Genomic DNA, 25,191 nt, shown 5'->3' on the forward strand with positions numbered 1-25,191 from the left:
TCGATCAGCTTCGAGGCGCACCTGCTGGGCTCCAAGGTGGAATACGACGAAGAGCGCGACATGCTGATCATCCGCCAGTTGCCGACCCAGTTGAAGGACCAGCTCAAGCGGCGCAAGGACTGACCCGCGCCGCCCCGGAGCGCCGCCGGCGCTCCCTTTCCCTCCTCAGCCGCAGGCCCAGTCGAAGCGCATGTCGCGGAAATCGAGCTGGGCGTTGCCGCCGCCGAAGTTGTAGCCGCCCAGGTATTCCTCGAACTCTACGTAGAAGGGACTCATCTCCGGCACGCCCTGCACCGGACGCATGGTGCCGCCGATATGGTTCGGCAGGTGCCCTTCCACCCAGGGATGCTCGCGGTAGTTGTCGCGCTCGATCTTGCCGTCCAGCCAGTAGTGCGGCAGTTGGTAGCCGCCGTCGCCGTATTCGCTGGGCACCACCCCGGCGTTGGGGTCTTGCGCCCGCGCCGTCCAGCGCAGCGGGTAGCGCTGCTGGTGGCCGGCCGCCGGGCGACCACCGAGGGCGCGCAGCAGGTAGTAGTCGTCCTCCGCCCAGTCCGGCACGAAGCTGGCCGCCGAACCAGCCTCCAGCCACTGCGGCGGCTCGGTCTGCGCCAACAGCGGGTTGCCCGCCGGCAGCGCCGGCGGCTGGCAGGGCGCGCCGCTGAATTCAGCGGCGTCGAGCAGGATCAACGCATAGGCGCCGCCAAGGATGTCCTCCATCCGATGCAGACGCGGATGGCTATTGCGCCCGGCCTCCCAGAACGGCCGCAGTTCCGCGTCGGCCGGCGGTTGCGCGGGCGGATCGATGAGCATCTCGCGAATGCCATCGACGCTGGTCGGTCCACCGTCGTTCTGGTCCGGGGCGAGGGAGAAGAAGCTCAGCGCGACGATCTCCGGGCCATGCACCCGGTAGTCCTCCGGCAGCAGCAGGGTGAAGCCGTGCATCAGCGGATAGCCGGTGTCCGGATCCAGCGGCCACTGCTCCGGACGGATGCCCGGCGGCAGGCCGAAGCACCAGCCGTGGTTGGCTTCGCCGGCGTGCGCGGCGTCGTTGACGATTTCGATGTCGTAGGCGTTCATGGCCACTCCCTGGTCGGTTTTTCCTGTTCCCGGCCACGCCGGCCGGGTGTCGCAGTGTAAAACGGAGTCCCCCGCAGGCGAAGGACTTTCAGCCCAGGCCCACGCCGAGCGCGGTACCCAACCCATAGGTGAAGGCCGCGGCAAGGGTACCGACCAGCACCTGGCGCAACGCCGAGAACGCCAGCGGCCGCCCGGTGAAACGGGCGGTGACCGCGCCGCTGAACAGCAGCGCAAGCAGGCTGAACAGCAGGCTTGCGACCAGCGCCGCGGCACCGTCAAGGAACAGGAACGGCGCCACCGGCACCAGAGCGCCAAGGGAAAACAGCAGGAACGACGTACCCGCCGCGTTCCACGGGTTGCCGCCCAACTCCGTCGGATCGATGCCGAGGGCCTCGCGGGACAAGGTGTCCAGCGCGCCACGACCGTCGTTCATCAGTTGCAGGGCCACGCGCCGGGCGGATACCTCGCTCAGCCCCTTGGCGGTGAAGATATCGATCAGTTCCTGGGTCTCGGTGTCCGGGCAGAGCCTGAGCAAGCGTTCTTCCTCGGCGATGCGCTTGCTCGCCATCTCGCGGGCGTTGGTCACCGACAGCCACTCGCCGAGGGCCATCGAGCAGGCCCCGGACACCAGTCCGGCCATCCCGGTGAGGACGATGGACGAATGCGCCATGCTCGCACCCGCCACGCCCATCACCAGGCACAGGTTCGACACCAGGCCATCGTTGGCGCCGAGCACCGCGGCGCGCAGCTTGGTGCCAGCGTCGCGGTCCGGCCTCGCCTCGGGCAACGCGCACTGCGGCGGATCGGCGTCCGGGCGCGGCGACGGGGTCTCCGTCGGCATGCCTCAACGCGCCTCGATGCGAAAGCCCAGGCGCGGGAAATGCACATGCACGGTACCCGCCCGCGGGTCTTCGCGGCGCAGGATGAGTTCCTCGCTGCCGGCGAAGAGCAGTTCGCCCTGTACCGCGTCGACACCGTAGTCGGTGGCGGCGATGGCGACCGCCTGGCCGGGCAGGAAACCGTTGGGATCGCTGAAGGATTCGTCCGGCAATGCCGCGGGCTGGCTGCCGCGAGCCACCTCCAGGGCTTCCTCCGCACTCATCTCGGCTGGCGCGCCGTGGCCGAAGCCGAGCACCCGGCCCAACCAGGCCTGCACCTGCGGGTAGTCGTCGACCAGCGGCGCGGTGACCGGCGTGCCCTTGAGGAACCACAGGCAGTGCGCCACGGCGAAGTCGGCGACGGACGCTTCGCCGAACAGGAAGTCGCCGTCCTCGCGCGACAACTGGCGCTCCAGTCGCGCCATGAATGCCGGCCACTGGTGGCGCGCCTGTTCCAACGGCAGGCGGCCGGCGCTGCCGCCGCTGAATAGCTGGCTGCGATCGGCCATGAAGGCCTTGAGGAATTCCGGCGGCAGCTTGCCGAAGCGCACGGCGATGGACTCCGGGGCGAACGCCAGGCTTACCGCGTGCTGGAACAGCACCGCGTCGGCCCACTGGGCGAAGCTCGCGGCGACCATCTCCTGGCCTTCGGGGAACAGCGCCGGGACCGCCTTTTCCTGCTCCAGGCGACGGGCGATCAACGCGGTATCGCAATACACATCGGCGCCGACCTGCAACACCGGGGTCTTCCGATAGCCGCCGGTCAGCGCCACCAGGTCCGGCTTGGGCATCACCGGCGGAATCATCACCGAGCGCCAGGACAGTTGCTTGAAACCGAGCAGCAGGCGCGCCTTCTCGGCGAAGGGCGAAGTGGGATAGTGATGCAGGATCAGCTCTGACATGGGCGCCTCCGGGCGGATGTGAGGCACCAGCTTAACGCGGCTGGGAAAACGCGCCTATGACAATCCGGGACATGAAGGGCACCCCATCGCCTGGCCCGATGGGCCTGGCGATGGGCGCGCTCAATCCAGCCGGCACCCCTGGCGGGTGATGGTCATCCGCCGGTACGCCGCACGCGGCGCCTCGCGCGCCTCCAGGGCGGCGAGGAACTCCCGGGGACGGTCCAGCGGCAGGCCGGTGAGGAAGGCGCTATCCAGCTCCCACCAGCGTGAGGCGAGCAGGCCCTCGATGATCTCCGGCGGATGCCGGTAGCGGATCACCTGCGCCGGGGTGCCGGCGACGATGGCATAGGGCGGCACGTCGCGAGTGACCACAGCGCGCGTGGCGATGATCGCCCCAGTCCCGACCTTGACCCCTTCCATCACCATCGCGCTGTGCCCGATCCAGACGTCGTGGCCGATTTCCGCGTAGCTCAGCGCCGGCTCGTAGCGCAGCGCGGTGCCGGTGTGCTGGAAGGGGTGGCTGCTCACCCAGTCGCTGGGATGGGTATGTTTTTCCTGGCCGATGAAGCAGTCCGAGCCGATCGAGCAGAAACGCCCGATGGACGCCACCAGGGACAGGTCGGTGCCGCTGCGCACATAGCTGTAGGCGCCGATCTCCAGCCTCGGCGGGACGATGCGCAGGTGGCCGAGTTCGACCTGCTCCTCGAGCACCAGCGTGGTGCGCTTGCCGACACTGGCCGGGCCGCCGGCCAGCTTGCAGCCGCGGCGGCGGATCCAGCGTTTCCACCAATGATTCTTCAGATAACCCACGAATACCCCATGACCGCAGATGAACGTCCTAGATTGCCGGCTCACCGACCTCGCGCAACACCGGTACGCCGACCAACAGGCGCTCCTTGGCGCGCTTGCTCAGGGCCTTGATCGCCCGCTCGCGGCGCAGGGCGTCGCCCTTGCTGGCGCAGGCCTCGACGTAGACCAGCGCGCGGGCGGGGCTGGAATGGAAGAACCGCGCGCCCTTGCCGCTGCAATGAGTGTCGAAGCGGCGCAGCGGATCGTCGCTGATGCCGCAGTACAACGCGCCGTTTTCCGCCCTCACCAGGTAGACCGACCAACACTTCCCGATCGCCGCCGTGGCGGCCGTCGCCTCACTCACTCCAGACCCGCTCCCGCATCCGCTCGCAATACGCCACCAGGCGCGGATAGCCTCGCGCCACATGGCTGAGCGGGGTATCCAGGGTCGCCTCGATGAGGTTGGCGAGGATACCGTAAGCGGCGGCATCGGCGCTGCACGGATGTTCGCCGCCGTAGTACGGGACCTGGCCGAGCAGGCCGTCGAGGGCATCGAGGTCGTCGCGGGCGAAGGCCAGCAGTTCGTCCCTGCCGTGGACCCCGAGTCCCTGCGCCCTGAGGGTAGCGCGGACCTTGCGGCGCATGGCCCAGGCCACCGCGTCGCGCACGCCGAATGGCAGCGAGCCGAAGAACACCGGCTTGAGCACGCGCCAGCTGTCCTCGTCGAACCAGCGGAAATACAGCATCAGGTAGTACAGGTGTTCGTCGCACAGGCGCGTGATCGCCCGTGCCCAGCCCTTGCCCCGTGCATCCAGGCCGGCGTCGAGAGTGACACCGTAGCGCTCGCCGAGGGTACGGATGACGATCTCGCTGTCGCCGATCGCCTCGCCCTCGATACGCACGTAGGGCAGCTTGCCCTTGGGCGCCTTGCGCGGGTCGCTGACGACCTTCACCTGGTACTCCAGGCCGGCCAGGCGCAACCAGGTTTCCAGTTTCAGGCAGTAGGGACTGGCATTGGGTACGTTGAATGCGGCGGGGAACTGGAAGAGCGTGATCATCGCGGCGTCCTGCGGGTTGTCCGCGGCGAGCTTAGGAGATTATCCGCGCTTCGGCCACCGACAGCCTCAGCCGGCCGCCGGATGGGCAGCCTGGTAGGCGGCCAGGCCCTTGCGCGCCTGCCCGCGGATCGCCCGCTGCACCGGCGGCGCCCAGCCCAGCAGCAGGCCCTTGGCGCCAAGCGCCTGGCGGCTCCAGCGCCACAGGTCGAACTGGTCGCGATGCTCGACGATCAAACCGTCGGCGAAGCGGAAACGGGCCTCGATGCGATTCTCCACCCTGCGCCCGGTCTGGGTGAACAGGTAGTGGGCCACCCATTGCGCACGCCCCTCGTTCTGGTCGGCGCGGACGTTCGCGTAGTCCAGGCGGAAGTCCCGCGCCCGGCTGGTCAGCAGGCGCCACATGTCGCCCACCTCGCGCCCGCGCAGTTCGCCGAAGGCCGGGTCGTGGAAGGTCGCCTGGGGGGCGTAGCAGGCCGCCATGGCCTCGCCGTCGAGGCGCTGGAAGGCCTGGTAGAAGCGCTCGATCAGTTCGGCGTTGGGGTGGGCCATGCGGGGTTCCTTGCGATGATAGGGACTTGCCAGGCGTCCCCAGGCGGGAACGCCGTCGCGCCGGGTCGTTTCAGCCGAACCACTCGCGGGCGCTGCGCCAGAGGCAGATACCGACGAAATAGGCCGAGGCGGCGAACCACAGGCCGAGCAGGATCGGCAGGTCGGCCGGCTGCTGGACGATCAGCAGACCGCTGCTGATCAGCCAGACGAAAGTCACGGCGATGTTCAGCGGCATGAACTGGCGCACGCGGAACGGGTGGAGGAACTTCATCCGGGTCAGGGTCAGGGCAGCCAGCACCAGCACCGTGGCGAGGTTGACCCAGGGGTGCAGGTCGAGCACGTAGAAGTACACCGCCACCACGTTCCAGGCGGCCGGGAAGCCAACGAAGTAGTTGTCGGTGCTCTTCATGTTGACGTTGCAGAAGCAGAACAGCGACGAAACCAGAATCACGCCCACCGCCAGCAGTTCGAAATGCTCCGGCAGGGGGATGTAGCGGTAGATGAAGATGGCCGGGATGAACACGTAGGTCAGGTAGTCGATCACCAGGTCGAGCACCGAGCCGTCGAAATGCGGCAGCATTTCCTTGACTTCGTACTTGCGCGCCAGGGTGCCGTCGAGGCCGTCCACCAGCAGGGCCAGGCCGAGCCAGAGCAGGCAGGCCTGGGGTTTGTTGTCGACCAGCGCGAGCAGGGCCAGCAAGGCCAGGATCACGCCGCTGGCGGTGACGGCGTGGACGCCCCAGGCCTTGGCTTTGTTGATGGGAGTCATCGATAGGTTCACGGGCAATTCTCTTGTTCGGTGTTCGGCATGACGCGTCGCTCTATAGTGCACCGGCACCGGTGCGTCTGTCTGTTATCGGATTGTCGGTGCTGGCGAGAGTTCAGCCAGCCCCCGCCGGTCAGCGGATCGGCGGCGCATAGTGCAGGCCGCCGAGATTCCATTGCGCGTTGAGGCCGCGCGGCATCTTCAGCGGGCTGCCGTCGCCGACGTTGCGGGCGAAGATCTCGCCATAGTTGCCGACCTGGCGCACCATCTGCACCACCCAGTCGCGCGGCAGTTGCAAGTCCTTGCCAGCGTCGCCCTCGCTGCCGAGCAGGCGGGCGACGTCCGGGTTGCGGCTGTCCCTGACCTGGCGCTCGACGTTGCTCGAGGTGACCCCCAGCTCCTCCGCGTTGAGCAGGCCGTACAGGGTCCAGCGGACGATGTTGAACCAGGCTTCGTCGCCCTGCCGCACGGCCGGGCCGAGCGGCTCCTTGGAGATCACTTCCGGCAGCACCACGTACTGCTCCGGCTTGGCCAGCTTCAGGCGCTGGGCGTAGAGCTGCGACTGGTCGGAGCTGAGCACGTCGCACTGCCCCGCCTCCAGGGCACGGGCGCTCTTCTCGTAGCTGTCGTCGAGCACCGCCTTGTAGCGGATGCCGTGGGCCCGGAAGTAGTCCGCCACGTTCAGCTCGTTGGTGGTGCCGGACTGGATGCACACCGTCGTGTCCTTCAGTTCGCGGGCGCTGGACACGCCGAGCTTGCGATTGACCAGGAAGCCCTGGCCGTCGAAATAGGTGACGCCGGTGAAGTGGATGCCCAGCGCGGTATCCCGCGAGCTGGTCCATGAGGTGTTGCGCGACAGCAGGTCGACCGTGCCGGACTGCAACGCCGAAAACCGCTCGGTGGCGGACAGCGGGGTGAAGCGCACCTTCTCGGCGTCGCCGAACAGCGCGGCGGCCAGCGCCCGGCAGATGTCGACGTCGAGCCCCTTGAAACGGCCCTTGGCGTCGGCGTAGGAGAACCCCGGCAGGCCGTCGCTGACGCCGCACTGCACGTAGCCCTTGCGCTTCACCGCATCCAGCGTCGCGCCGGCCTCGGCCGTGGCGCTGGCGCCGAGGCAGACGGCGGCCAGCAGCAGCCAGGTACCTTTCATTATTGTCATCTGTTCGCCACTCCCTTCGCCGCCCCTGGGTGAACCGCCGGCCCCGCGCCGGTCGCTTCCCGGGCCGGTCGCCGCACTGTAACCGCAAGCGCCGCGGCACCGGCAGGGGCAGCCGGCGGTGCGACGGCGGCGGGCGACGAACGGCGTGCCCGGCGCACTTCCCTTAGCAAAGCGCATCCGCGGGAAATTGGCGAATGCATGATCTGCGACAATCTGGCCGACTTGCGAGCGGGAAAGCGCCTGTTGTCGAATGGTCCTCCCATTCCGAACGCATATGCCCCCTGCCTGGAGCCGTTATGAGCGAACCCCTGATCCTCGATGCCCCGAATGCCGACGCCTGCATCATCTGGCTGCACGGCCTGGGCGCCGACCGTACCGACTTCAAGCCGGTGGCCGAAGCCCTGCAGGTGGTCCTGCCGAGCACCCGCTTCATCCTTCCCCAGGCGCCGAGCCAGGCGGTGACGGTCAATGGCGGCTGGGTCATGCCGAGCTGGTACGACATCCTTGCCTTCAGTCCGGCGCGGGCGATCGACGAAGACCAGTTGAACGCCTCCGCCGACCAGGTCATCGCCCTCATCGATGAACAGCGCGCCAAGGGCATCGCCGCCGAGCGGATCATCCTCGCCGGTTTCTCCCAGGGCGGCGCGGTGGTCCTGCATACCGCCTTCCGCCGCTACGCCCAGCCGCTCGGCGGGGTGCTGGCGCTATCCACCTACGCGCCGACCTTCGACGACCTGGCGCTGGACGAGCGCCACAAGCGGATTCCGGTCCTGCACCTGCATGGCAGCCAGGACGACGTGGTCGACCCGGCGCTCGGCCGCGCGGCCCATGACGCCTTGCAGGCGCAGGGCGTGGAGGTGGACTGGCACGACTACCCGATGGGCCACGAGGTGTCCCTGGAGGAAATCCACGACATCGGCGCCTGGCTGCGCAAGCGCCTCTGACGCCCGCAGCTTCTCTCAGACGGCGTGCAGCCGGTAGTTCAGCGCGTAGCCGCCGAGCAGCTCTTCCAGCGCCGCCCGGCGTCTTTCGTCGAGCGCGGGAACGTGCAGGTGGGCGAGCTGGCCGTGGTGCTCGTCGGCGACCACCTCCACGCGGATATCCTCGGCGATCCTCCGGCTTTCCTCCTCCAGCACCCGGCGGATCGCGTCCAGGCGCAGCGCCGGCTTGAAGGTCTTGCCCACCGCGGTGACCGGCATGCTCTCGATCAGCCAGACATCCTTGGGCACCGCCGCGCGCTCCGGTACGTGGCGGCTGGCGTGTTCCAGCAGCTCTTCCTCGCTGGCGCTGGCGCCGGGCTTGAGCTGGATATACACCACCGGCAGCTCGCCGGCCTTGGCGTCCGGCTTGCCCACCGCCGCCGCCAGGGCCACGGCCGGATGCCGGTGCAGCGCTTCTTCGATCATCTGTGGGTCGATGTTGTGGCCACCGCGAATGATCAGGTCCTTGCTGCGCCCGGTGAGCCAGATGTAGCCGTCCTCGTCGATACGACCGAGGTCGCCGGTATTGAACCAGCCATCGCCGACCCAGATATCGCGGTTCCGGTCCTGTTGCAGGTAGCCCTTGAACACCGTCGGGCCCTTCAGGCAGAGGTTGCCCACCTCGTTCGGCGCGGCATCGCGCAGGTAATTGCCCTCGCCGTCGAGCACCGCGACCTTCACCTGGCAGTACGGTAGGCGCAGGCCGATCGAACCCGGCCGGCGCTCGCCGCCACGCGGGTTGCAACTGGTGCCGCAGGTACCTTCGGTGAGGCCGTAGCCTTCGATCACCTTGAGCCCGGTACGCGCCTCGAACTGGCGGATCAGCTCCACCGGCATCGGCGCCGCGCCGCACAGGGCGAAACGCAGGCTGGACAGGTCGCGGCCATCGCTGGGGACCTGCAGCAACGCCGCGTAGATGGTCGGCACACCACTGAAGCTGGTGACCCGGTAGCGCTCCACCAGCTTCCAGAAGTCCTGGATCAGGGTCGGATTGCGGTAGCCCTGGGGCCCGGCCAGGAGCACCTGGGCGCCGCGATGGAAGGGCGCCAGGCCGGTAACCATCACGCCGTTGACGTGGAACAGCGGCAGGCCGCAGAGCAGCACGTCGTCCACCCCGTAGTCGGCGTTCAGGCCCATGATCTCGGCCATCGCCACCTCGTTGAAGTGGCTGTGCGGCGCCAGCTTCGGCGTGCCGGTGGTGCCGCCGGTGTGGAAATAGGAAGCGACGTCGTCCGGATGGATCGCCCGTCCGCTCTCCAGGCGGTCTGCCGGGCAGTCGGCGATCAGCGTATCGAAGTCCAGCACGCCCTCCGGCAGCGGCCCGCGCTGGGCCTTGAGCGCCTCGCGCTGCGGCGCCGGCAACAGGTTGGCCGGATCGACCACGACGATCGCGTACAGCTCCGGCAGCTGCGCGCGCAGGCCGGCGACCTTCTGCCACAGGTCGGTGCCGGGGAACGGCGCCAGGGTCACCAGCACCCGGGTGTTGGAGGCGCGGATCAGCTCGGCGATGTGCTCCGGCTCGAGCAGCGGGTTGATCGCATTGACGATCCCGGCAGCTTCGCCGCCCCAGATCACGTAGTGGGTCTGCGGCAGGTTGGGCAGCAGGAAGGACACCGCCTGGTGGCTTTCCAGGCCCAGCCGGTGCAAGGCGTTGGCGGTCTGGGTGACGCGGGCGAACAGCTCGGCATAGCTGATCCGCAACGGTTCTTCGGCGGCGCTGCCATGCAGCAGGCAGCTCAGGGCGATACGCTGGCCGTGGCGCTGGGCCGAGCGTTGCAACAGTTCGTAGGTGCTGGACGGCAGGTCGCGCTGTTCCAGCGGCACGCGTTCCAGGGCTTCGATATCGCTCAGCCCGGCGATCGATGGGGACGGATTCATGGTTTTCTTGTTCTTCCGTTGGTGAGTGGGCGGACACTCGCCGGATCGCTCCGGCACCGTCCCGAAGATGCCACCCCCGTCGTCGCCCTACCGTTGTCTTTTTGTAGCGCGCCGCCGGTCGCACGCACGAACCCTCCCGGAGGCTGCCCCGGGAGCTTCGCGCAGCCGCCTCCAGGCCCCGTCCGGCCAGGCCTGGAGGTGACCGGCCAAGCATGGATTTCTCCCCGCTGGCAACATGCTTTACACTGGCGCCCGTTCATTCCTTAACCACTACGAGATCGCCGTGCTCAAAGCACTCAAGAAAATCTTCGGCAAGGCCGACGGAACCCAGCCGCAGAGCGGTTCCTCCCCGGTCCCGCAAGGCCCTGCCGGCGCTACCGCGAAAGGTACCGCCCCCACCGGCGAAAAGCCGACCGAGAAACGCCCACGCAAACCGCGCGCCCCGCGCGCCGACAACGAGTCCGGCGCCCCGCGCGCCGTTGAAAAGGCCGAGAAAAGCGAAAAGCCCGCCAAACCCGCCGCCAAAGAAGGCCGGGACGCCAAGCCGCGCAGCGACAAGCCGCGCCGCGAACGCAAGCCGAAGCCGGTGGACAACTGGAAGCTGGAAGACTTCGTGGTCGAACCGCAGGAAGGCAAGACCCGCTTCCACGACTTCAACCTCGCCCCGAGCCTGATGCACGCCATCCATGACCTCGGCTTCCCCTACTGCACGCCGATCCAGGCGCAGGTACTGGGCTTCACCCTGCGCGGCCAGGACGCCATCGGCCGCGCCCAGACCGGTACCGGCAAGACCGCCGCGTTCCTCATCTCGATCATCACCCAGTTGCTGCAGACCCCGCCGCCGAAAGAGCGCTACATGGGCGAGCCGCGCGCGCTGATCATCGCCCCGACCCGCGAACTGGTGGTACAGATCGCCAAGGACGCCGCGGCGCTGACCAAGTACACCGGGCTGAACGTGATGACCTTCGTCGGCGGCATGGACTTCGACAAGCAACTCAAGCAGCTGGAAGCGCGCTTCTGCGACATCCTGGTAGCCACCCCCGGCCGTCTGCTGGACTTCAACCAGCGCGGCGAGGTGCACCTGGACATGGTCGAGGTGATGGTCCTCGACGAAGCCGACCGCATGCTCGACATGGGCTTCATCCCGCAGGTCCGGCAGATCATCCGGCAGACCCCGCACAAGGGCGAACGCCAGACCCTGCTGTTCTCGGCGACCTTCACCGACGACGTGATGAACCTCGCCAAGCAGTGGACCGTCGATCCGGCGATCGTCGAGATCGAGCCGGAGAACGTCGCCAGCGATACCGTCGAGCAGCATGTCTACGCCGTGGCCGGCAGCGACAAGTACAAGCTGCTGTACAACCTGGTGGCACAGAACAACTGGGAACGGGTGATGGTCTTCGCCAACCGCAAGGACGAAGTCCGCCGCATCGAGGAACGCCTGACCAAGGACGGCATCAGCGCCGCCCAGATGTCCGGCGACGTGCCGCAGCACAAGCGCATCCGCACCCTGGAAGGCTTCCGCGAAGGCAAGATCCGCGTCCTGGTAGCAACCGACGTGGCCGGCCGCGGCATCCACATCGACGGCATCAGCCATGTGATCAACTTCACCCTGCCGGAGGACCCGGACGACTACGTGCACCGTATCGGTCGTACCGGCCGCGCCGGCGCCTCGGGCACCTCGATCAGCTTCGCCGGCGAGGACGATGCCTTCGCCCTGCCGCCGATCGAAGAACTGCTGGGCCGCAAGATCACCTGCGAGATGCCGCCGGCCGAACTGCTCAAGCCGGTACCGCGCAAGCACTGAACGCAGGCGTGGAGAAAAAAGGCGAAGCCATCCGGCTTCGCCTTTTTCGTTTCTGCGACACGCAGGTGCCGCCGTCGGTCATCGAGGCGGGTCGGCGCTTGCCCGGCAATACCTTAAAGTCCAGAATGGACAAATTGTTTACATCCATTCCGGAGATCGCATGAGCGCCGCCACTCCCCTGATCGTCCAGCAGGCCGAAGCCGAGCAACTGCTCGCCCGTATCGACGTCCTCCAGACCATGCGCCAGCTGTTCCTCGACCTGGCCGCCGGCCAGGCGCTCCAGCCGGCCCAGCAACTGGTGGAGTTCCCCGCCGGTCGCGGCGACTTCATCAACTACCTCGGCGTGCTCGCCCAGGAACAGGTCTACGGGGTCAAGACTTCGCCCTACATCGTCCGCGAACAGGGCCCGTTGGTCACCGCCTGGACCCTGCTGATGTCGATGCAGACCGGCCAGCCCTTGCTGCTCTGCGATGCCGCCCGGCTGACCACCGCGCGCACCGCCGCCACCACCGCGGTGGCGGTGGATGCCCTGGCTCCGGCCGAAGCCGGCCGCCTGGCTCTGATCGGCAGCGGACCGGTGGCCCATGCCCACCTGCAATACGTGAAGGGCCTGCGTGACTGGCAGGGCGTGCGAGTCCATTCGCCGAGCCTGGACGAGCGCCGCCTGCAAAGCCTGCGCGCCATCGACCCGCGCGCCGAAGCCGCCGGCAGTCTGGAGGAAGCGCTGGACGAAGCCGATGTGATCCTGCTCTGCACTTCCTCGGCCCGAGCGGTGATCGACCCGCGCCAACTCGAGCGCCCGGCGCTGGTCACCTCGATCAGCACCAACGCGCCCCGCGCCCATGAGGTACCGGCGGAAAGCCTGGCGGCCATGGACGTCTATTGCGACTACCGGCACACCACCCCAGGCTCCGCCGGCGAGATGCTGATCGCCGCCGAACAGCATGGCTGGAGCCCCGAGGCGATCCGCGGCGATCTCGCCGAGCTGCTCGGCGGCCAGGCGCCACGTCCGGAATACCGGCGCCCGGCGTTCTTCCGCTCGATCGGCCTGGGCCTGGAAGACGTAGCCCTGGCCAACGCCCTCTACCGCCTGCGCCAGGCAGGCTGATCGCGCGATGCAGGAGAGCAGCATGATCGAAGCGGATTACCTCGTCATCGGTGCCGGCATCGCCGGCGCATCCACCGGCTACTGGCTGTCGGCCCACGGCCGGGTCGTGGTGCTGGAGCGCGAGGCGCAGCCCGGCTACCACTCCACCGGCCGCTCCGCCGCGCACTACACGGTGGCCTACGGCACACCCCAGGTGCGCGCGCTCACCGCCGCCAGCCGGGCCTTCTTCGACAACCCGCCGGCCGGCTTCTGCGAGCATCCGCTGCTCAGCCCGCGTCCGGAAATGGTGGTCGACTTCAGCGACGATCCGGAAGAACTCCGCCGTCAATACGAAAGCGGCAAGGCGCTGGTGCCGCAGATGCGCCTGCTGGACGCGGAACAGGCCTGCTCGATCGTGCCGGTGCTGCGTCGCGACAAGGTCTTCGGCGCCACCTACGACCCCACCGGCGCCGACATCGATACCGACGCCCTGCACCAGGGCTACCTGCGCGGCATCCGCCGCAACCAGGGGCAGGTCCTGTGCAACCACGAAGCGCTGGAGATCCGCCGGGTCGACGGCGCCTGGGAAGTCCGCTGCGCCGCCGGCAGCTACCGCGCCGCGGTTCTGGTCAACGCCGCGGGCGCCTGGTGCGACGCCATCGCCGGGCTGGCCGGCGTCCGCCCGCTGGGCCTGCAGCCCAAGCGCCGCTCGGCCTTCATCTTCGCCCCGCCGCCGGGCATCGACTGCCACGACTGGCCGATGCTGGTCAGCCTCGACGAATCCTTCTACCTGAAGCCGGACGCCGGCATGTTGCTCGGCTCGCCGGCCAACGCCGATCCGGTCGAGGCCCACGACGTGCAGCCCGAGCAACTGGACATCGCCACCGGCATGTACCTGATCGAAGAAGCCACCACCCTCACCATTCGCCGCCCGGAACACACCTGGGCAGGGCTGCGCTCGTTCGTCGCCGACGGCGACCTGGTGGCCGGCTACGCCGCCGATGCGGAAGGCTTCTTCTGGGTCGCTGCCCAGGGCGGCTACGGTATCCAGACCTCGGCGGCGATGGGCGAGGCCAGCGCCGCGCTGATCCGCCACCAGCCGCTGCCGGCGCACCTGCGCGAGCACGGCCTGGACGAGGCGATGCTGTCGCCGCGCCGCCTGTCCCCCTGATGACCCGGCGGCGGGTTTGCGGCACACTCGCCTCGCCCGCCGTCCCACGAGAGTTCCTGCGCATGAGCCCGAGCCAAGACCCCAGCCTGGAGAACTACCGGGCGATCGCCGACGGCATCGCCACCCTGTTCTTCCCCCACGCCGAAGTGGTCCTGCACGACCTGCGCAGCCAGCGGGTCGACTACATCGCCAACAACCTGTCCAAGCGCGAGGTCGGCGACGACTCGGCGCTGGAAGACATGCTCGAAGGCGATAGCGACGAGCGCAACATCGGTCCCTACGAGAAGCTCAACTGGGACGGGCAGAAGATCCGCTCGGTCAGCACCGTGCTGCGCGACGCCGCCGGCCAGCCGCTGGCGGTGCTGTGCATCAACCTGAATATCAGCCTGTTCGAGAGCGCCAAGGCGGCGCTCGACCTGTTCCTCTCGCCGAGCAAGCTGATCCCGCAACCGGACGCGCTGTTCCGCGACGACTGGCAGGAGCGCATCAACACCTTCCTGCACGGCTGGCTGCGGCAGCGCCAGCTCGGCTTGAACCTGCTGACCCGCGAGCACAAGCGCGAACTGGTCCTGGCCCTGCACGCCGAGGGCGCGTTCAAGGGCAAGAGCGCCGCCAACTATGTGGCCAACGTGCTGAACATGGGCCGGGCGACGGTCTACAAGCACCTCAAGGAGCTGAAGGAAGGCGGCGACTGACGGCAGCCGCCGCCGGCGAGCGGTCAGTCGCCGTAGATGTCGCTCTTGAAGTACTTGCCCTTGATGCGCTTGTAGGTCCCGTCGGCACGAATCGCGTCGATCGCCGCGTTGAGCTTGCCGACCAGCTCGGCGTCCCCCTTGCGCACCGCGATCCCGGCGCCCTCGCCGAAGTATTTCGGGTCCTTGAACTCCGGCCCGACGAAGGCGTAGCCCTTGCCGCGCGGGGTATCGAGGAAGCCGGTCTGCAACGGGATGGAGTCGGCGAAGGTGGCGTCGAGGCGGCCGGCCACCAGGTCCAGGTAGATCTCGTCCTGGCTGGTGTAGCGCACCACTTCGGCACCGGCCTTGGCCAGCACCGCACTGGCGAAGCGGTCGGCGGTAGCGCCGCGCTGCACGCCGATGCGCTTGCCGGCCAACTGGCTGAAGCTGTCGTCGAGCTGGGCGCCTTCCTTCATCACCAGGCGGCCCGGCGTGAAGTAGTACTTGTGGGTGAAGTCCACCGAGCGCCGGCGCTCCTCGGTGATGGTGATGGAGGACAGCGCGGCGTCTATCTTGCGAACTTTCAGCGAGGGAATCAGGCCGTCGTACTCCTGCTCGATCCACTGGCACTTCACCTGCATCTGCGCGCACAGCGCGTTGCCGATGTCGTAGTCGAAGCCGGCCAGTTCGCCTTCGGCGGTCTTGAAGGAAAACGGCGGGTAGGCGGCCTCGATGCCGATTCGCAGGCTGCCATCGGCGGCGACGGCGGATCCGCTGGCGAGCACGCCGAGCAGCAGGCCTCCCAGCAGGTTCTTGGTGTTCAGCGACTTGATCATGGACGACTCCAGGGGTGACGAAGGTGCGCCCGCGGCCCGGGCGGGAAACAGACGGTGATCCGCCTTTATACTTTTCGTCCAATCTGGACCAAAAAGTATACATCGTCAATCGCCGTCCCTCCTCCGCTACCCCTCCTTACCTCCTTCGAGGAATAGGCCCGCCGGTCCGCGGGACTTAGTCTTGAGCCATACACAGCCACCCGCGAGGTGTTCCGCTACGCAGACATCACCCCCTTGCTCCATTTCAGCTATCACGGTTAAGGCTCTATTTACGCCTGGATCCCCGCGTCACGCTCATGCCGCGGGGATTTTTTCGTTTCGTCAACGCCCTTGAAAGGCTTCGCTACCCGTCGCAAACCGCGCTCCGCCAGCTAGCGCGCCCAGGTCGGCGCCGAGCGCGAGTACCGAAGGGTGCCTGAGCGACGTACGGGACCCGGTCGGGCTGGACATGCCCGGCCACCCGGACGCGCGGCGCAGCTATGTGTAGCGGCTTGCAATCGAAAACCGTCGGGCTCGCAATCAGCGCGATTTTGGGCTCAGATTATCTGCGACTGACGGTGGAGGCGGGCTCACATTAATTGCGAGCGAGCTTGCAATCCATGCGGTGGGCTTGCAGTCCATTACCGCGGGCTCACGCTCTTTGCGACTGACGCTCATACCGGTAATACGCCGATCCCGTTGCCCGAGTTTCCCGATGAAGCAGATGACCTTTGCCGACGCCGAGTACGCCGGCAAGCGCAAGCAGAGGCGCGTCTGTAATGGGGGAATGGCTGCTGCGAGGTGCTCGCGGCGGCTAAAAACACAGAAATGAGTGGGTGATCGGATCGTTTTTAATCGATTCTCCGCTTTCAAATTCGCCGGGGGCTGAAGTCGGCCAGAAAGACATGGCTACTTCAGACCATCCCTAAGGGGGCTGAGCCTATATTGTTTGTAGTCCATGCAAGGGATTGCAAGCCAACTCAGCCCCAAGGTTCCACCTTTATTTTCTGGAGGCAATTGTTACAATAAAAGCATCATGCCCAAGAGAAGCATCTTCCTCTGTACTCTCTTTCGCTCTAGTGTTATTATTATTGACATCATCAGGCACTTTTACTGGATTGACAAGCCCTTCAAATATGGCATCAAGTCTTGCCTCGAACCTCCCTACATCCTTATGCCAGATGAATCCCTCAATTTTTGAAATTGCCAACCCTTTTTTAGTTGCCAAAGATACGACTTCCAGAGTTGCCTTCGTAGTTAGCCACATCTTCCCATTGCCTTCTTTTGAAAAAAAATCTAGGCCATTGTCAACTATTTCGACAGAGTTAGGATTGATCATTACTTATTTCTCCAGATGATTCGCCCGTCAACCGCCCATGCGGAATCGTTCCGATCTGCAATTTGAATAACTTCACCTGTCCTATCGTTCACAACTATATATCCATTAGGAGGACTTCCATATACTGTTGCAGAGTCATTCCGCCCCAGCCCATCTATCGTCTTATTAGGCCGACGCTTATCTGAAGAACTACCTGTTGCACCTTTTCCGATAACATCTCTAATTTCAACCTCAGTCCACCCTCTAATTGGAATTTGCTCTCTGATCTTATCATCAATAACAACATCATGAGGGTTATGATTGAACATTATATAGATTGGCTTAACCCCCGAGCCCACCGGGAAGATCACAATCAGATCGTCCAGATCTAACGGCACTCCCGGATAGGACTCCGGCTCGGCCTGTACTGGGGTGATCGTTGCTCCCTCATACACCGGAACCGGCTGCGGTACGACCGGAGTGGTGCTTGAGGGGTTCTGGCTTCCTGGAGGGGTGGCAGGGGTCCAGGTCAAGATCAGCGGTGGTGTATTCGGCACGGTGGACTTTGCGGGAACCGTCACCTCATACCGGCCCGTCGCAGCATTGAGGGTCGCGGCGCGAACAGGCACGCCCTTGGGGACAGTTGCACCGTTGGTCAACATCGCGGCAATCTGCGATTTACCACTCGGGCTCTCTTGTGCAGCACTCGTGAGTCGTACCGGCATATCAACCGTGCCACCTGCCTTGGCGACGCTTTGCAAATCAGCCGTGCCAGGAAGCCCCAGAGCGGACGCCTCCAGTGCCAATGCATTGCGAACGCCGGCAGGAACCTTGTCACTGTCTTTACCAGCCTGGTCGGAATACAGCGACAGCACCGCGAAGGTGGCAACGTATGCGCCGGGTCCACTACCAGCAATCTGAACCAGGCGATTGACAGCATTCGTTAGGGAAGCCGCCAGGCGAGCCGTCTCCACTGCCGCACTACCAAACCCGGCCACCGAAACCAGCGGCGCAGAGGTGGCCGGCATCGCCAAGGTGTTCGCAGCCTGGATGATCTGATCTGGTACTACATCGGCTGTTTTTTGCAAATCGTTGGTCGCCGCACGCTGTGCTTCGGCTACCGCTGCTGAGACCTCTTTTGCCTTAGCCTGCAGCGCTGCTTCGGTCTGCTGGGCAAAGGTGTTCACCTTGGCATAGGTGCTTTCAGTGAATTGTCGAAGGGTTGCTTGTGCAGCTTGCGAAGCCGCCTTGGTGGGGCTGGCCTTGACCTGGGCGGTTAGCCTGTTGACCTCGGTTTCGACCTCGGCGGCCGCATTGGCAGCAAACTGAGCCAGCGCTTGTTTTCGTGCTGTCGAAAACGCCGTGGCTTCGTTGACGATCTGCTTGACTTTGGTGTTGAAAGCCGTGACCTGGGCTTCTCCACTGGCCTGTGCTGCCAAGGCAATCTGATTCCGAAATGCCGCGCTGATCAGGTTCTGGCTGGACGAAATCTGGCTGTTGGCTTGTTGCTGGGCTTGCGCTGTCTTGACCTGCACCGCCTGGGTTGCCGAGGCGACTGCACCACTGACCTGGGTGGAAACCTGAGACAGACTAGCATCCACTGCTTTCACACGTTGCTGGACCTTGGTGGCGGTCGGAGTGGTGATCGCGTTGAAGTCGGCACCGAGCTGTTGAGTGACCTGCTGGGCTTGCGCCTCCATTGACCGGGCTTTACTCTCCAGTTCTTGAGACGTTTGTTTCAAGATAGCGATTTGCGCCTTATAGATATCAGCGCTGTACGCTTTGGCCAGCTCACTCATATGTCGATCAAGGAACTCTCCATAGAACTTTCGACTGGCTAGCAACTGATTCTGGTACATCGCCTCTGACTTCTGAGGAAAGTCTGAAGCCGTATAAAGATTGGCCGGGCGATCCTCAATGGCCTTTAGCGATTTTGCTTTGGCATCCATGAGTGCATCAACGATACTCTTTTCATCGCGGATGTCATTGGCACTGACCGCTTTAACTGGCAACCCCGCTTCACTCTTGAGTTCATCTACCTCCTTCAAGGTTTTATTCTTCAGGTTTTTCTTTAGTTCTGAATGGGACTTATCAAGAGTATCTCTTAGCCTCCTGTACTCTTGCATTCCAGGGCCAACATACGGGCTTGGTCCTGGCGGGACAAATGGTGGAGTACCGTAGCTTGACCGACCTGGAATGTACTGGATTATGTCTAGCCCACTAGCCTGTACATGCGTAATAACCATCGACCCAGGCTCGTAACCATTATCATTTCCTCTGGTCACGACAAGTGGTGGCGCACTATTATTTGTCATGAATGGCTTTCCTATCGAAAGAGTTGAACCAATATATTTACAGAACCTTCTTGAGCGATGCAGTAGTAGGTAGAAAATGCACGGCAATAGGCCGGCCAGATGCGGCAATCAACTGCAATATCTCAGTTTGAAGCTCTACGATGGTTGCACTCCATTCTTCCCTTTGCGGTATCGCTCCGTTCGTGGAAGCGTCCATCAGACGACCGTTTTCTGGACGCCAGCCTCGTTCCCCTTGGCCGCCCCCAGAAGCCGCGTACTTTTAGTCCAGTAACGATTTCTCGCTTTCAAAATTCACCTATGCTGCCTTTCGCGCATTTCTGGACGAATCATACTGATTGGGTACGTGCGCATTTCCACCGACGATCAACTACTGGACCTGCAACGCGATGCGATGGCCAAGGCGGGTTGCGAGCGAGTGTTCGAAGACACTGCAGCGGCGCCAAGGCCGATCGAATCGGCCTGGCCGCGCTTCTCGCCAATCTAAAGCGGGGCGACACGGTGGTGGTCTGGCGGCTGGACCGGCTTGGCCGCTCGATCAAGGACCTGATCTACCTGGTCGAGCAATTGGAGGATGCCGGCGAGGGTCTGAAGAGACTCCAGGAGAACATCGACACCACATCCACCGGAGGGCGTTTGGTTTTCCACCTCTTTGCCGCGCTAGCCGAGTTCGAGCGCAACCTGATCAGTGAATGCACCCATGCGAGACTATCTGCAGCACGTGCTCGCGGTCGGCTGGGCGGCCGCAAGAAACGCCTGGATCCCGCCAAGCGCAAAGTCGCCCTGAAGCTCTATCACGAGCGCCAATACACCGTGGTGGAGATCTGTCGGATGATGGGAATCGGCCGCTCGACGCTCTACAACTACATCACCGAGGCAGAACGGAATGCCCACCAGCAGGCGTAAGGCCATTCCCGTCGATTCGCTGCTGCAACTGCGGCAGCGCCTGGATCACTTGCCGAAGAAGAGCCCGGAGCGGGCCCGTCAGGTGGCCCTTGTAGCTGAACTGTACGGCGTTTCCTCCAGTACGGTCTATCGCGCCCTGGTCCTTCTGCACAGGCCTAGGCAGCCCACCGCTCCGACCAGGGCAAGCCCCGCGTCCTGCCCCAGGCGGAACTGGAGCGCTACTGCGAACTGATTGCGGCGTTGAAGCTGCGCACCACCAACAAGCAGGGGCGGCATCTATCTACACACCGCGCCATTGAGCTGCTGGAAGAGTACGGTGTAGAAACTGACCGGGGCCTCATTGTTGCCCCAAGAGGCGTACTCCACAGACCCACCGTCAACCGATATCTATCACATTGGCGATTAAGGCCTGCTCAACTGTCCCGGGAGCCAGGCGCAACTCGGTTCCAGGCTGAGCACAGCAACGATTGTTGGCAGTTCGACATGTCGCCGTCGGACCTCAAGCATATTGAGCATCCGCGGTGGATCGATCCCGCCAAGGGCGAACCCACCCTGATGCTGTTCAGCGTGGTGGATGACCGCAGCGGTGTGGCCTACCAGGAATACCACTGCGTTTATGGTGAGGATGCGGAGACGGCACTTCGTTTTCTGTTCAACTCGATGGCGCCGAAAGCGGACCCGAGTTTTCCCTTTCAGGGCCGGCCCAAGCTGATCTATCTGGACAACGGTCCGGTGGCCAAGCGTCGCGTTTTCCAGAGCGTCATGCGGGCGCTGGGCATCGAGTGGCAGACACACATCCCTGCCAGCAAGGATGGAACGCGCACCACGGCCCGCTCGAAAGGCAAGGTCGAACGTCCTTTCCGCACAGTGAAGGAAGCCCACGAGACCCTGTACCACTTCCACAAGCCGGAAACCGAAGCCCAGGCCAACGAGTGGCTGTTGCGCTACCTAGTGCGCACCTACAACCAGCAGACACATCGTGCCGAACCCCTTTCACGGATCGAGGACTGGATCACCCATGTGCCAACAGAGGGGATCCGTGAAATGTGCTCATGGGATCAGTTCTGCCGCTTTGCTCGGGAGCCCGAGCGGCGCAAAGTCGGGCCTGATGCCCGAATCACCACCGACGGTACCGCGTACGAGCTTGAGCCAGAGATGGCCGGCGACTACGTCGTGCTGCTCTGGGGGCTGTTCGACGATGAGCTGCATGCCGAGTTCGATGGCGAGCGGTTCGGTCCTCACTACCCGGTGTCCGGCCCCATTCCGCAGCACCGCTACCGGGCTTTCAAGCGCAGCAAGGCAGACGAGCGCTCGGCTCGTATCCGATCTCTCGCGGACCAGTTGGGGCTGCCGATCGCGGCGCTTTCCGGGGAAGATGTACGACTAGAGCCCGGTTCTACTGACTCGACGCTCCCCATCCAGCCCTTCGTTTTCGAGCCCCAGGAATCCCGCATTGCGGCCAAGCCGGCTATCGCCGAGGAACTGGCAATGCCGCTGGCCAAGCTTTCAATGGATGACCGCGCCTTCATCGACCAGGTGCTGAGCGAGACCCTGGCTACGGACTGAGCCCCCCTCGAATCAGGCGGGCTATTTCGAAACCACCCATCATCAGCAGTTGATGAGAGACATCCGCGGCGCCATCTTCGAAGGCCGGCTGATCGCCCTGTGGGGTGTGATCGGCAGCGGCAAGACGGTGATGCTGCGTCGTTTGTAGCACCTGCTGGAAGAGGAAAAGAAAGTCACGGAGTCCAGATCGATGGCCATCGAGAAGCACAACATCAAGCTGGCCACCTTCATCGCCGCGCTCTTCTATGACCTTTCCACCCAGAAACAGGTACGCATTCCCACCCAGATCGAAAAACGGGATCGCGAACTGTACGAACTGGTAAAGAAGAGCAAGCGCCCCGTGGCCCTGTTCGTTGATGAAGCCCATGATCTCAATGGCCATACCTTGACCGGTCTGAAGCGACTGCTCGAACTGGCCGAAGACGACAGCGGCCGGCGACGCTTGTCCATTGTCCTGGCTGGCCATCCCAAGCTGTGTAACGATCTGCGCCGCCCCACGATGGAAGAAATTGGTTACCGCACCGACATTTTCGAGTTGCAGGAAAAGATGCAAAGTGCCGGATTACAGGTATGAGCGTCAGTCGCAAAGAGCCTGAGCCCGCGGTAACGGATTGCAAGCCCGGCGCACGGATTGCAAGCTCGCTCGCAATTAATGTGAGCCCGCCTCCACCGTCAGTCGCAGATAATCTGAGCCCAAAATCGCGCTGATTGCGAGCCCGCCGGTTTTCGACTGCAAGCCGCTACAGCTATGTGATCGCGCGCAGCTCCAGCGACGGTTATGCCGTGATGTTTTCCTGGGGTGAGCTGTACAGCAGCGAGACCCTGCTGGCCTACCAGAAGAGCGGCCTCGCCCTGGCCCCTGGCGAAGGCCCGCTGGCTACGCCCTGAGTCGCCTCAGCCGCCGCTCATGTTCATGAAGCGCAGCACCTGCACCTCGCCGGCGGCGCTGAATTCATGGCGCGCCGGCTTGCGCTGGAGCGCCTCGCCGATCGCTTCCAGCAACGGCCCGTCGTGCAGCGGGTGGCGGCGCAGCAGCGCGCGCAGGTCGAGCGAATGCTCGTGGCCGAGGCACAGCAGCAGGCGGCCCTCGACGGTCAGGCGCAGGCGGTTGCAGGTGGCGCAGAAGTTGTGCGAGTGCGGCGAGATGAAGCCGATGCGTGTCTGCGGATGCTCGACCAGGCGCACGTAGCGCGCCGGCCCGCCGCTCTGCTCGGCGCTGTCGAGCAAGGCATGGCGCTGGGCGATCAGCGCGCGTACTTCGTCGCTGGAGCAGAAGCTCTCGCCACGTTCGCGGCCGACCTGGCCAAGCGGCATCTCCTCGATGAAGCTGATATCCAGGCCGCGGGCGATGGCGAAGTCCACCAGCGCCGGCACCTCATCGGCGTTGCGCCCCTTCATCACCACCGCGTTCAGCTTGATCCGGCGGAAACCGGCGGCCTGGGCGGCGTCGATGCCGGCCAGCACCTTGTCCAGCTCGCCGTTGCGGGTGATCGCCCGGAAGCGCAGCGGATCGAGGGTGTCGAGGCTGATGTTGAGACGCGACAGGCCGGCGTCGTACAACGGCCGGGCGTAGCGCACCAGTTGCGAGCCGTTGCTGGTCATGCACAGTTCGCGCAACCCCGGCAGTGCCGCCAGGCGCTCGCACAGGCCGACGATGCCGGGCCGCACCAGCGGCTCGCCGCCGGTCAGGCGCAGCTTGCGCACGCCGCCGGCGACGAACAGCCGGGCGACCCGCTCGATCTCCTCCAGGGTCAGCACCTGCTGGCGCGGCAGGAAGCGCATGTCCTCGGCCATGCAGTAGACACAGCGGAAGTCGCAACGGTCGGTGACCGACAGGCGCAGGTAGTCGATCTGTCGGCCTTGGCCATCGATCCAGTCGGTCATGTCCTGGGTACTCCGATTGATGTGCGGGAGGAAGAGGGAAACAACGGCGCCGAAACCTATTGCACCAGCGCCCCATCCGCGCCCTCGAAGGCGAAGCCCTCGATGCAGGCGTCTCCCGCCAGCACGCCGATGTACTGCCCCACGGCCCGCTGCAACACTTGCGCTTGCAGGTGCGCGGCGATTTGCGCGCGGGCCGCGTCGAAGTCGAGCGGCTCGCCGCCCTCGCGCCCCAGCAGTTCCACCACATGCAGGCCATAGCGGCTTTCCAGCGGATGCTCCAGCAGCCCGGGCGCGCGGCGCAGCAGGCGCTTCTCGAATTCGGGAACGGTCTGCCCCGGCTCGATCCAGCCGAGGTCGCCGCCCGCCTCCTTCGACGGACAGGCGGAGAAACGCCGGGCCAGGTCGACGAAGCGCTCGGGATGCCCGCGCAACTCGTCGAGCAGCTCCGCGGCCTGCTTGCGCGCCGTCTCGCGGCCTTCCAGGTCGTCCGGCGCGCAGGCCAGCAGCACATGGCGCAATTGCAGGCGCCAGGGGCCGAGCAGGCGTCCCGGATTGGCCGCGTACCAGGTCCGGCAGGCGTCTTCGTCGGCTTCCGGGACCTGCACCTCTTCCTCCAGCAATTGGCGGATGCGCGCTTCCTCCGGCGTCTCGCCGTCTTCGCAGCGGGCCTCGATGCCCAGCGCGTCGGCCCGTTGCAGGAGCAACTGGCGGACGATCAGCGCACGGCAGGCGGCCTCCAGCGCCAGCGCGTAGCTGTCCGCCGGGTGGTATTGCAGTTCGCGGGCCAGCAGGTCTTCGCCGATGGCCACGCCGTTGACCTTCAGTTGCGGCAGTTCGACCTTCTCGACGCGTTCTTCGTAGTGGGAGCAACTCATGATCGATCACCTCGGTTCGGCGGGCCGGCGCCGGATGCGCCGGCCGCCCAGGGTTCAGGCAGGACGTTTCTGACGCACGATCTGGTAGCGCCGGCCCAGGTACCACACCGGCGCGCTGACGATGTGCACCAGGCGGGTGAAGGGGAACAGCACGAACAGGGTCAGGCCCAGGCCGACGTGCAGCTTGTAGACCAGGCCCACCGGCGCGATGGCTTCGGCCGCCGCCAGCGGACGCAGGGTGACGATGGCCTGGGCCCAGTCGGCGAGCATCACCATCACCGAGCCGTCCATGTGATGGGTCGAGGCGACGATGGTGGAGAGGTCGAGGATCAGCTGGGCGTAGAGCACCAGCAGGATCATCAGGTCGGAGGCGTTGCCGGTGGCGCGCACCCGCGCGTCGGTCAGGCGGCGCAGGATCAGTCCGCTCAGGCCGATGAAGCAGAGCACGCCGAAGAAGCCGCCGGAGACCATCGCCAGCAGTTGCTTGTTCTCGGTGCTGATCAGGTGGTGGTAGACCGAGGCCGGGGTCAGCAGGCCGACGAAGTGGCCGGCGAGGATGAACAGCACGCCGACGTGGAACAGGTTGCTGTATACCCGCATGCCCTTCTTGCTGAGCATCTGGCTGGAACCGGCCTTCCAGGTGTACTGCGAGAGGTCGAAGCGCGCCCAGCTACCGACCAGGCAGATCAGCAGCGCGACATAGGGATAGATCCCGAAGAACAGAAGATTGGTCGACATGC

At 65.0% G+C, this 25,191-nt stretch carries 21 protein-coding genes and 6 pseudogenes; 9 read left to right on the top strand and 18 right to left on the bottom strand.

What is annotated here, in order from left to right; all coding sequences use genetic code 11:
- A pseudogene (locus tag HMPREF2914_RS32420) lies at positions 1-123 on the top strand (nucleoid-associated protein YejK); the annotation flags it as partial.
- Between the two features lie 42 nt (positions 124-165).
- Here the strand turns inward: HMPREF2914_RS32420 and HMPREF2914_RS17495 are convergent.
- From HMPREF2914_RS17495 to HMPREF2914_RS17535, 9 genes are all read right to left on the bottom strand, one after another.
- Complete coding sequence (locus HMPREF2914_RS17495) at positions 166-1,077, bottom strand: hypothetical protein (RefSeq protein ID WP_003092910.1); 912 nt, start codon at positions 1,075-1,077, stop codon at positions 166-168.
- A gap of 88 nt (positions 1,078-1,165) precedes the next feature.
- Positions 1,166-1,918 carry a VIT1/CCC1 transporter family protein gene (locus HMPREF2914_RS17500; protein WP_023092479.1) on the bottom strand — a complete coding sequence of 251 codons (753 nt, stop codon included), beginning with the start codon at positions 1,916-1,918 and terminating at the stop codon, positions 1,166-1,168.
- A gap of 3 nt (positions 1,919-1,921) precedes the next feature.
- Positions 1,922-2,857 (bottom strand): glutathione S-transferase family protein, encoded by a 936-nt coding sequence (locus tag HMPREF2914_RS17505; protein WP_003092916.1) that lies wholly within the window; start codon positions 2,855-2,857, stop codon positions 1,922-1,924.
- A 120-nt stretch (positions 2,858-2,977) separates the two neighbouring features.
- The gene (locus HMPREF2914_RS17510) at positions 2,978-3,667 is read right to left on the bottom strand and encodes a CatB-related O-acetyltransferase (RefSeq protein ID WP_003092917.1); all 690 of its coding nucleotides are present in this window, start codon (positions 3,665-3,667) and stop codon (positions 2,978-2,980) included.
- A 28-nt stretch (positions 3,668-3,695) separates the two neighbouring features.
- Positions 3,696-4,010, bottom strand: a complete 315-nt coding sequence (locus tag HMPREF2914_RS17515) for a GIY-YIG nuclease family protein (RefSeq protein ID WP_003119275.1) — start codon at positions 4,008-4,010, stop codon at positions 3,696-3,698.
- Positions 4,003-4,704, bottom strand: a complete 702-nt coding sequence (locus tag HMPREF2914_RS17520) for a glutathione S-transferase C-terminal domain-containing protein (protein ID WP_003092922.1) — start codon at positions 4,702-4,704, stop codon at positions 4,003-4,005. The genes HMPREF2914_RS17515 and HMPREF2914_RS17520 overlap by 8 nt, the downstream gene beginning before the upstream one ends.
- A 66-nt stretch (positions 4,705-4,770) precedes the next feature.
- Complete coding sequence (locus tag HMPREF2914_RS17525; RefSeq protein ID WP_003092923.1) at positions 4,771-5,253, bottom strand: nuclear transport factor 2 family protein; 483 nt, start codon at positions 5,251-5,253, stop codon at positions 4,771-4,773.
- A gap of 70 nt (positions 5,254-5,323) precedes the next feature.
- Complete coding sequence (gene pcsA / locus HMPREF2914_RS17530) at positions 5,324-6,040, bottom strand: phosphatidylcholine synthase (protein ID WP_003105024.1); 717 nt, start codon at positions 6,038-6,040, stop codon at positions 5,324-5,326.
- Between the two features lie 112 nt (positions 6,041-6,152).
- Positions 6,153-7,178, bottom strand: coding sequence for an amino acid ABC transporter substrate-binding protein (locus tag HMPREF2914_RS17535; protein ID WP_023092478.1), 1,026 nt, complete (start codon positions 7,176-7,178; stop codon positions 6,153-6,155).
- Between the two features lie 296 nt (positions 7,179-7,474).
- On the opposite strand from HMPREF2914_RS17535, the gene HMPREF2914_RS17540 reads away from it, so the two are divergent.
- On the top strand, positions 7,475-8,122 hold the full coding sequence (locus tag HMPREF2914_RS17540) for an alpha/beta hydrolase (protein ID WP_004355695.1): 648 nt from the start codon (positions 7,475-7,477) through the stop codon (positions 8,120-8,122).
- 15 nt (positions 8,123-8,137) lie between these two features.
- Here HMPREF2914_RS17540 and HMPREF2914_RS17545 read toward each other — a convergent pair whose 3' ends face one another.
- Entirely contained in the window at positions 8,138-10,036 is a 1,899-nt protein-coding gene (locus tag HMPREF2914_RS17545; protein ID WP_004355692.1) for an acyl-CoA synthetase, read from the bottom strand.
- Positions 10,037-10,319: 283 nt separating this feature from the next.
- Between HMPREF2914_RS17545 and rhlB the strand changes: the two genes are divergently transcribed.
- From rhlB to dauR, 4 genes are all read left to right on the top strand, one after another.
- A complete protein-coding gene (rhlB, locus tag HMPREF2914_RS17550) occupies positions 10,320-11,843 on the top strand; it encodes an ATP-dependent RNA helicase RhlB (protein ID WP_023980190.1) in 1,524 nt (507 codons plus the stop codon).
- A 160-nt stretch (positions 11,844-12,003) separates the two neighbouring features.
- A complete protein-coding gene (gene dauB, locus HMPREF2914_RS17555) occupies positions 12,004-12,951 on the top strand; it encodes an NAD(P)H-dependent anabolic L-arginine dehydrogenase DauB (RefSeq protein ID WP_023092477.1) in 948 nt (315 codons plus the stop codon).
- Between the two features lie 22 nt (positions 12,952-12,973).
- Complete coding sequence (gene dauA, locus HMPREF2914_RS17560) at positions 12,974-14,101, top strand: FAD-dependent catabolic D-arginine dehydrogenase DauA (RefSeq protein ID WP_023092476.1); 1,128 nt, start codon at positions 12,974-12,976, stop codon at positions 14,099-14,101.
- A gap of 62 nt (positions 14,102-14,163) precedes the next feature.
- Positions 14,164-14,796 (top strand): transcriptional regulator DauR, encoded by a 633-nt coding sequence (dauR, locus tag HMPREF2914_RS17565; RefSeq protein ID WP_003092943.1) that lies wholly within the window; start codon positions 14,164-14,166, stop codon positions 14,794-14,796.
- Between the two features lie 23 nt (positions 14,797-14,819).
- Here dauR and HMPREF2914_RS17570 read toward each other — a convergent pair whose 3' ends face one another.
- The 5 genes and pseudogenes from HMPREF2914_RS17570 to HMPREF2914_RS33015 all read right to left on the bottom strand — a co-directional run.
- A complete protein-coding gene (locus HMPREF2914_RS17570) occupies positions 14,820-15,611 on the bottom strand; it encodes an ABC transporter substrate-binding protein (protein WP_023092475.1) in 792 nt (263 codons plus the stop codon).
- Between the two features lie 979 nt (positions 15,612-16,590).
- Positions 16,591-16,929 carry a hypothetical protein gene (locus tag HMPREF2914_RS31755; RefSeq protein ID WP_011666557.1) on the bottom strand — a complete coding sequence of 113 codons (339 nt, stop codon included), beginning with the start codon at positions 16,927-16,929 and terminating at the stop codon, positions 16,591-16,593.
- Positions 16,929-17,237, bottom strand: a complete 309-nt coding sequence (locus HMPREF2914_RS33180; RefSeq protein WP_171902132.1) for a colicin E5-related ribonuclease — start codon at positions 17,235-17,237, stop codon at positions 16,929-16,931. The genes HMPREF2914_RS31755 and HMPREF2914_RS33180 overlap by 1 nt, the downstream gene beginning before the upstream one ends.
- Positions 17,220-18,599 (bottom strand): annotated as a pseudogene (locus HMPREF2914_RS33185) (S-type pyocin domain-containing protein); the annotation flags it as partial. The gene HMPREF2914_RS33180 and the pseudogene HMPREF2914_RS33185, both read right to left, overlap by 18 nt.
- Positions 18,590-19,223, bottom strand: a pseudogene (locus tag HMPREF2914_RS33015) (hypothetical protein); the annotation flags it as partial. The pseudogenes HMPREF2914_RS33185 and HMPREF2914_RS33015, both read right to left, overlap by 10 nt.
- A gap of 328 nt (positions 19,224-19,551) precedes the next feature.
- Between HMPREF2914_RS33015 and HMPREF2914_RS17580 the strand changes: the two are divergent.
- The 3 pseudogenes from HMPREF2914_RS17580 to HMPREF2914_RS17590 all read left to right on the top strand — a co-directional run.
- Positions 19,552-20,126: pseudogene (locus HMPREF2914_RS17580) on the top strand (recombinase family protein).
- Positions 20,107-21,680, top strand: a pseudogene (locus HMPREF2914_RS17585) (IS481 family transposase); the annotation flags it as partial. The pseudogenes HMPREF2914_RS17580 and HMPREF2914_RS17585, both read left to right, overlap by 20 nt.
- A 16-nt stretch (positions 21,681-21,696) precedes the next feature.
- Positions 21,697-22,230: pseudogene (locus HMPREF2914_RS17590) on the top strand (AAA family ATPase); the annotation flags it as partial.
- A 356-nt stretch (positions 22,231-22,586) separates the two neighbouring features.
- Here the strand turns inward: HMPREF2914_RS17590 and moaA are convergent.
- The 3 genes from moaA to narI are packed head-to-tail and all read right to left on the bottom strand — an operon-like array spanning position 22,587 to position 25,189.
- Complete coding sequence (gene moaA, locus HMPREF2914_RS17595) at positions 22,587-23,576, bottom strand: GTP 3',8-cyclase MoaA (protein WP_003092949.1); 990 nt, start codon at positions 23,574-23,576, stop codon at positions 22,587-22,589.
- Positions 23,577-23,632: 56 nt separating this feature from the next.
- Positions 23,633-24,451: a peptidylprolyl isomerase gene (locus tag HMPREF2914_RS17600; RefSeq protein WP_003159377.1), complete on the bottom strand. Its 819-nt coding sequence runs from the start codon at positions 24,449-24,451 to the stop codon at positions 23,633-23,635.
- Positions 24,452-24,505: 54 nt separating this feature from the next.
- Positions 24,506-25,189: a respiratory nitrate reductase subunit gamma gene (gene narI, locus HMPREF2914_RS17605; RefSeq protein ID WP_070702836.1), complete on the bottom strand. Its 684-nt coding sequence runs from the start codon at positions 25,187-25,189 to the stop codon at positions 24,506-24,508.
- Positions 25,190-25,191: the final 2 nt, after the last annotated feature.

It is taken from the genome of Pseudomonas sp. HMSC067G02, from assembly GCF_001813485.1.
In the GTDB taxonomy this organism is placed as follows: domain Bacteria; phylum Pseudomonadota; class Gammaproteobacteria; order Pseudomonadales; family Pseudomonadaceae; genus Pseudomonas; species Pseudomonas aeruginosa.

Coding starts and splice junctions, on each gene's coding strand:
- HMPREF2914_RS17535 (WP_023092478.1), bottom strand. CDS start 7,178: ATGACAATAATGAAAGGTACCTGGCTGCTGCTGGCCGCCGTCTGCCTC.
- dauA (WP_023092476.1), top strand. CDS start 12,974: ATGATCGAAGCGGATTACCTCGTCATCGGTGCCGGCATCGCCGGCGCA.
- dauR (WP_003092943.1), top strand. CDS start 14,164: ATGAGCCCGAGCCAAGACCCCAGCCTGGAGAACTACCGGGCGATCGCC.
- HMPREF2914_RS17520 (WP_003092922.1), bottom strand. CDS start 4,704: ATGATCACGCTCTTCCAGTTCCCCGCCGCATTCAACGTACCCAATGCC.
- moaA (WP_003092949.1), bottom strand. CDS start 23,576: ATGACCGACTGGATCGATGGCCAAGGCCGACAGATCGACTACCTGCGC.
- HMPREF2914_RS31755 (WP_011666557.1), bottom strand. CDS start 16,929: ATGATCAATCCTAACTCTGTCGAAATAGTTGACAATGGCCTAGATTTT.
- HMPREF2914_RS17540 (WP_004355695.1), top strand. CDS start 7,475: ATGAGCGAACCCCTGATCCTCGATGCCCCGAATGCCGACGCCTGCATC.
- HMPREF2914_RS33180 (WP_171902132.1), bottom strand. CDS start 17,237: ATGTTCAATCATAACCCTCATGATGTTGTTATTGATGATAAGATCAGA.
- HMPREF2914_RS17545 (WP_004355692.1), bottom strand. CDS start 10,036: ATGAATCCGTCCCCATCGATCGCCGGGCTGAGCGATATCGAAGCCCTG.
- HMPREF2914_RS17570 (WP_023092475.1), bottom strand. CDS start 15,611: ATGATCAAGTCGCTGAACACCAAGAACCTGCTGGGAGGCCTGCTGCTC.
- HMPREF2914_RS17525 (WP_003092923.1), bottom strand. CDS start 5,253: ATGGCCCACCCCAACGCCGAACTGATCGAGCGCTTCTACCAGGCCTTC.
- HMPREF2914_RS17500 (WP_023092479.1), bottom strand. CDS start 1,918: ATGCCGACGGAGACCCCGTCGCCGCGCCCGGACGCCGATCCGCCGCAG.
- narI (WP_070702836.1), bottom strand. CDS start 25,189: ATGTCGACCAATCTTCTGTTCTTCGGGATCTATCCCTATGTCGCGCTG.
- HMPREF2914_RS17495 (WP_003092910.1), bottom strand. CDS start 1,077: ATGAACGCCTACGACATCGAAATCGTCAACGACGCCGCGCACGCCGGC.
- HMPREF2914_RS17600 (WP_003159377.1), bottom strand. CDS start 24,451: ATGAGTTGCTCCCACTACGAAGAACGCGTCGAGAAGGTCGAACTGCCG.
- HMPREF2914_RS17505 (WP_003092916.1), bottom strand. CDS start 2,857: ATGTCAGAGCTGATCCTGCATCACTATCCCACTTCGCCCTTCGCCGAG.
- dauB (WP_023092477.1), top strand. CDS start 12,004: ATGAGCGCCGCCACTCCCCTGATCGTCCAGCAGGCCGAAGCCGAGCAA.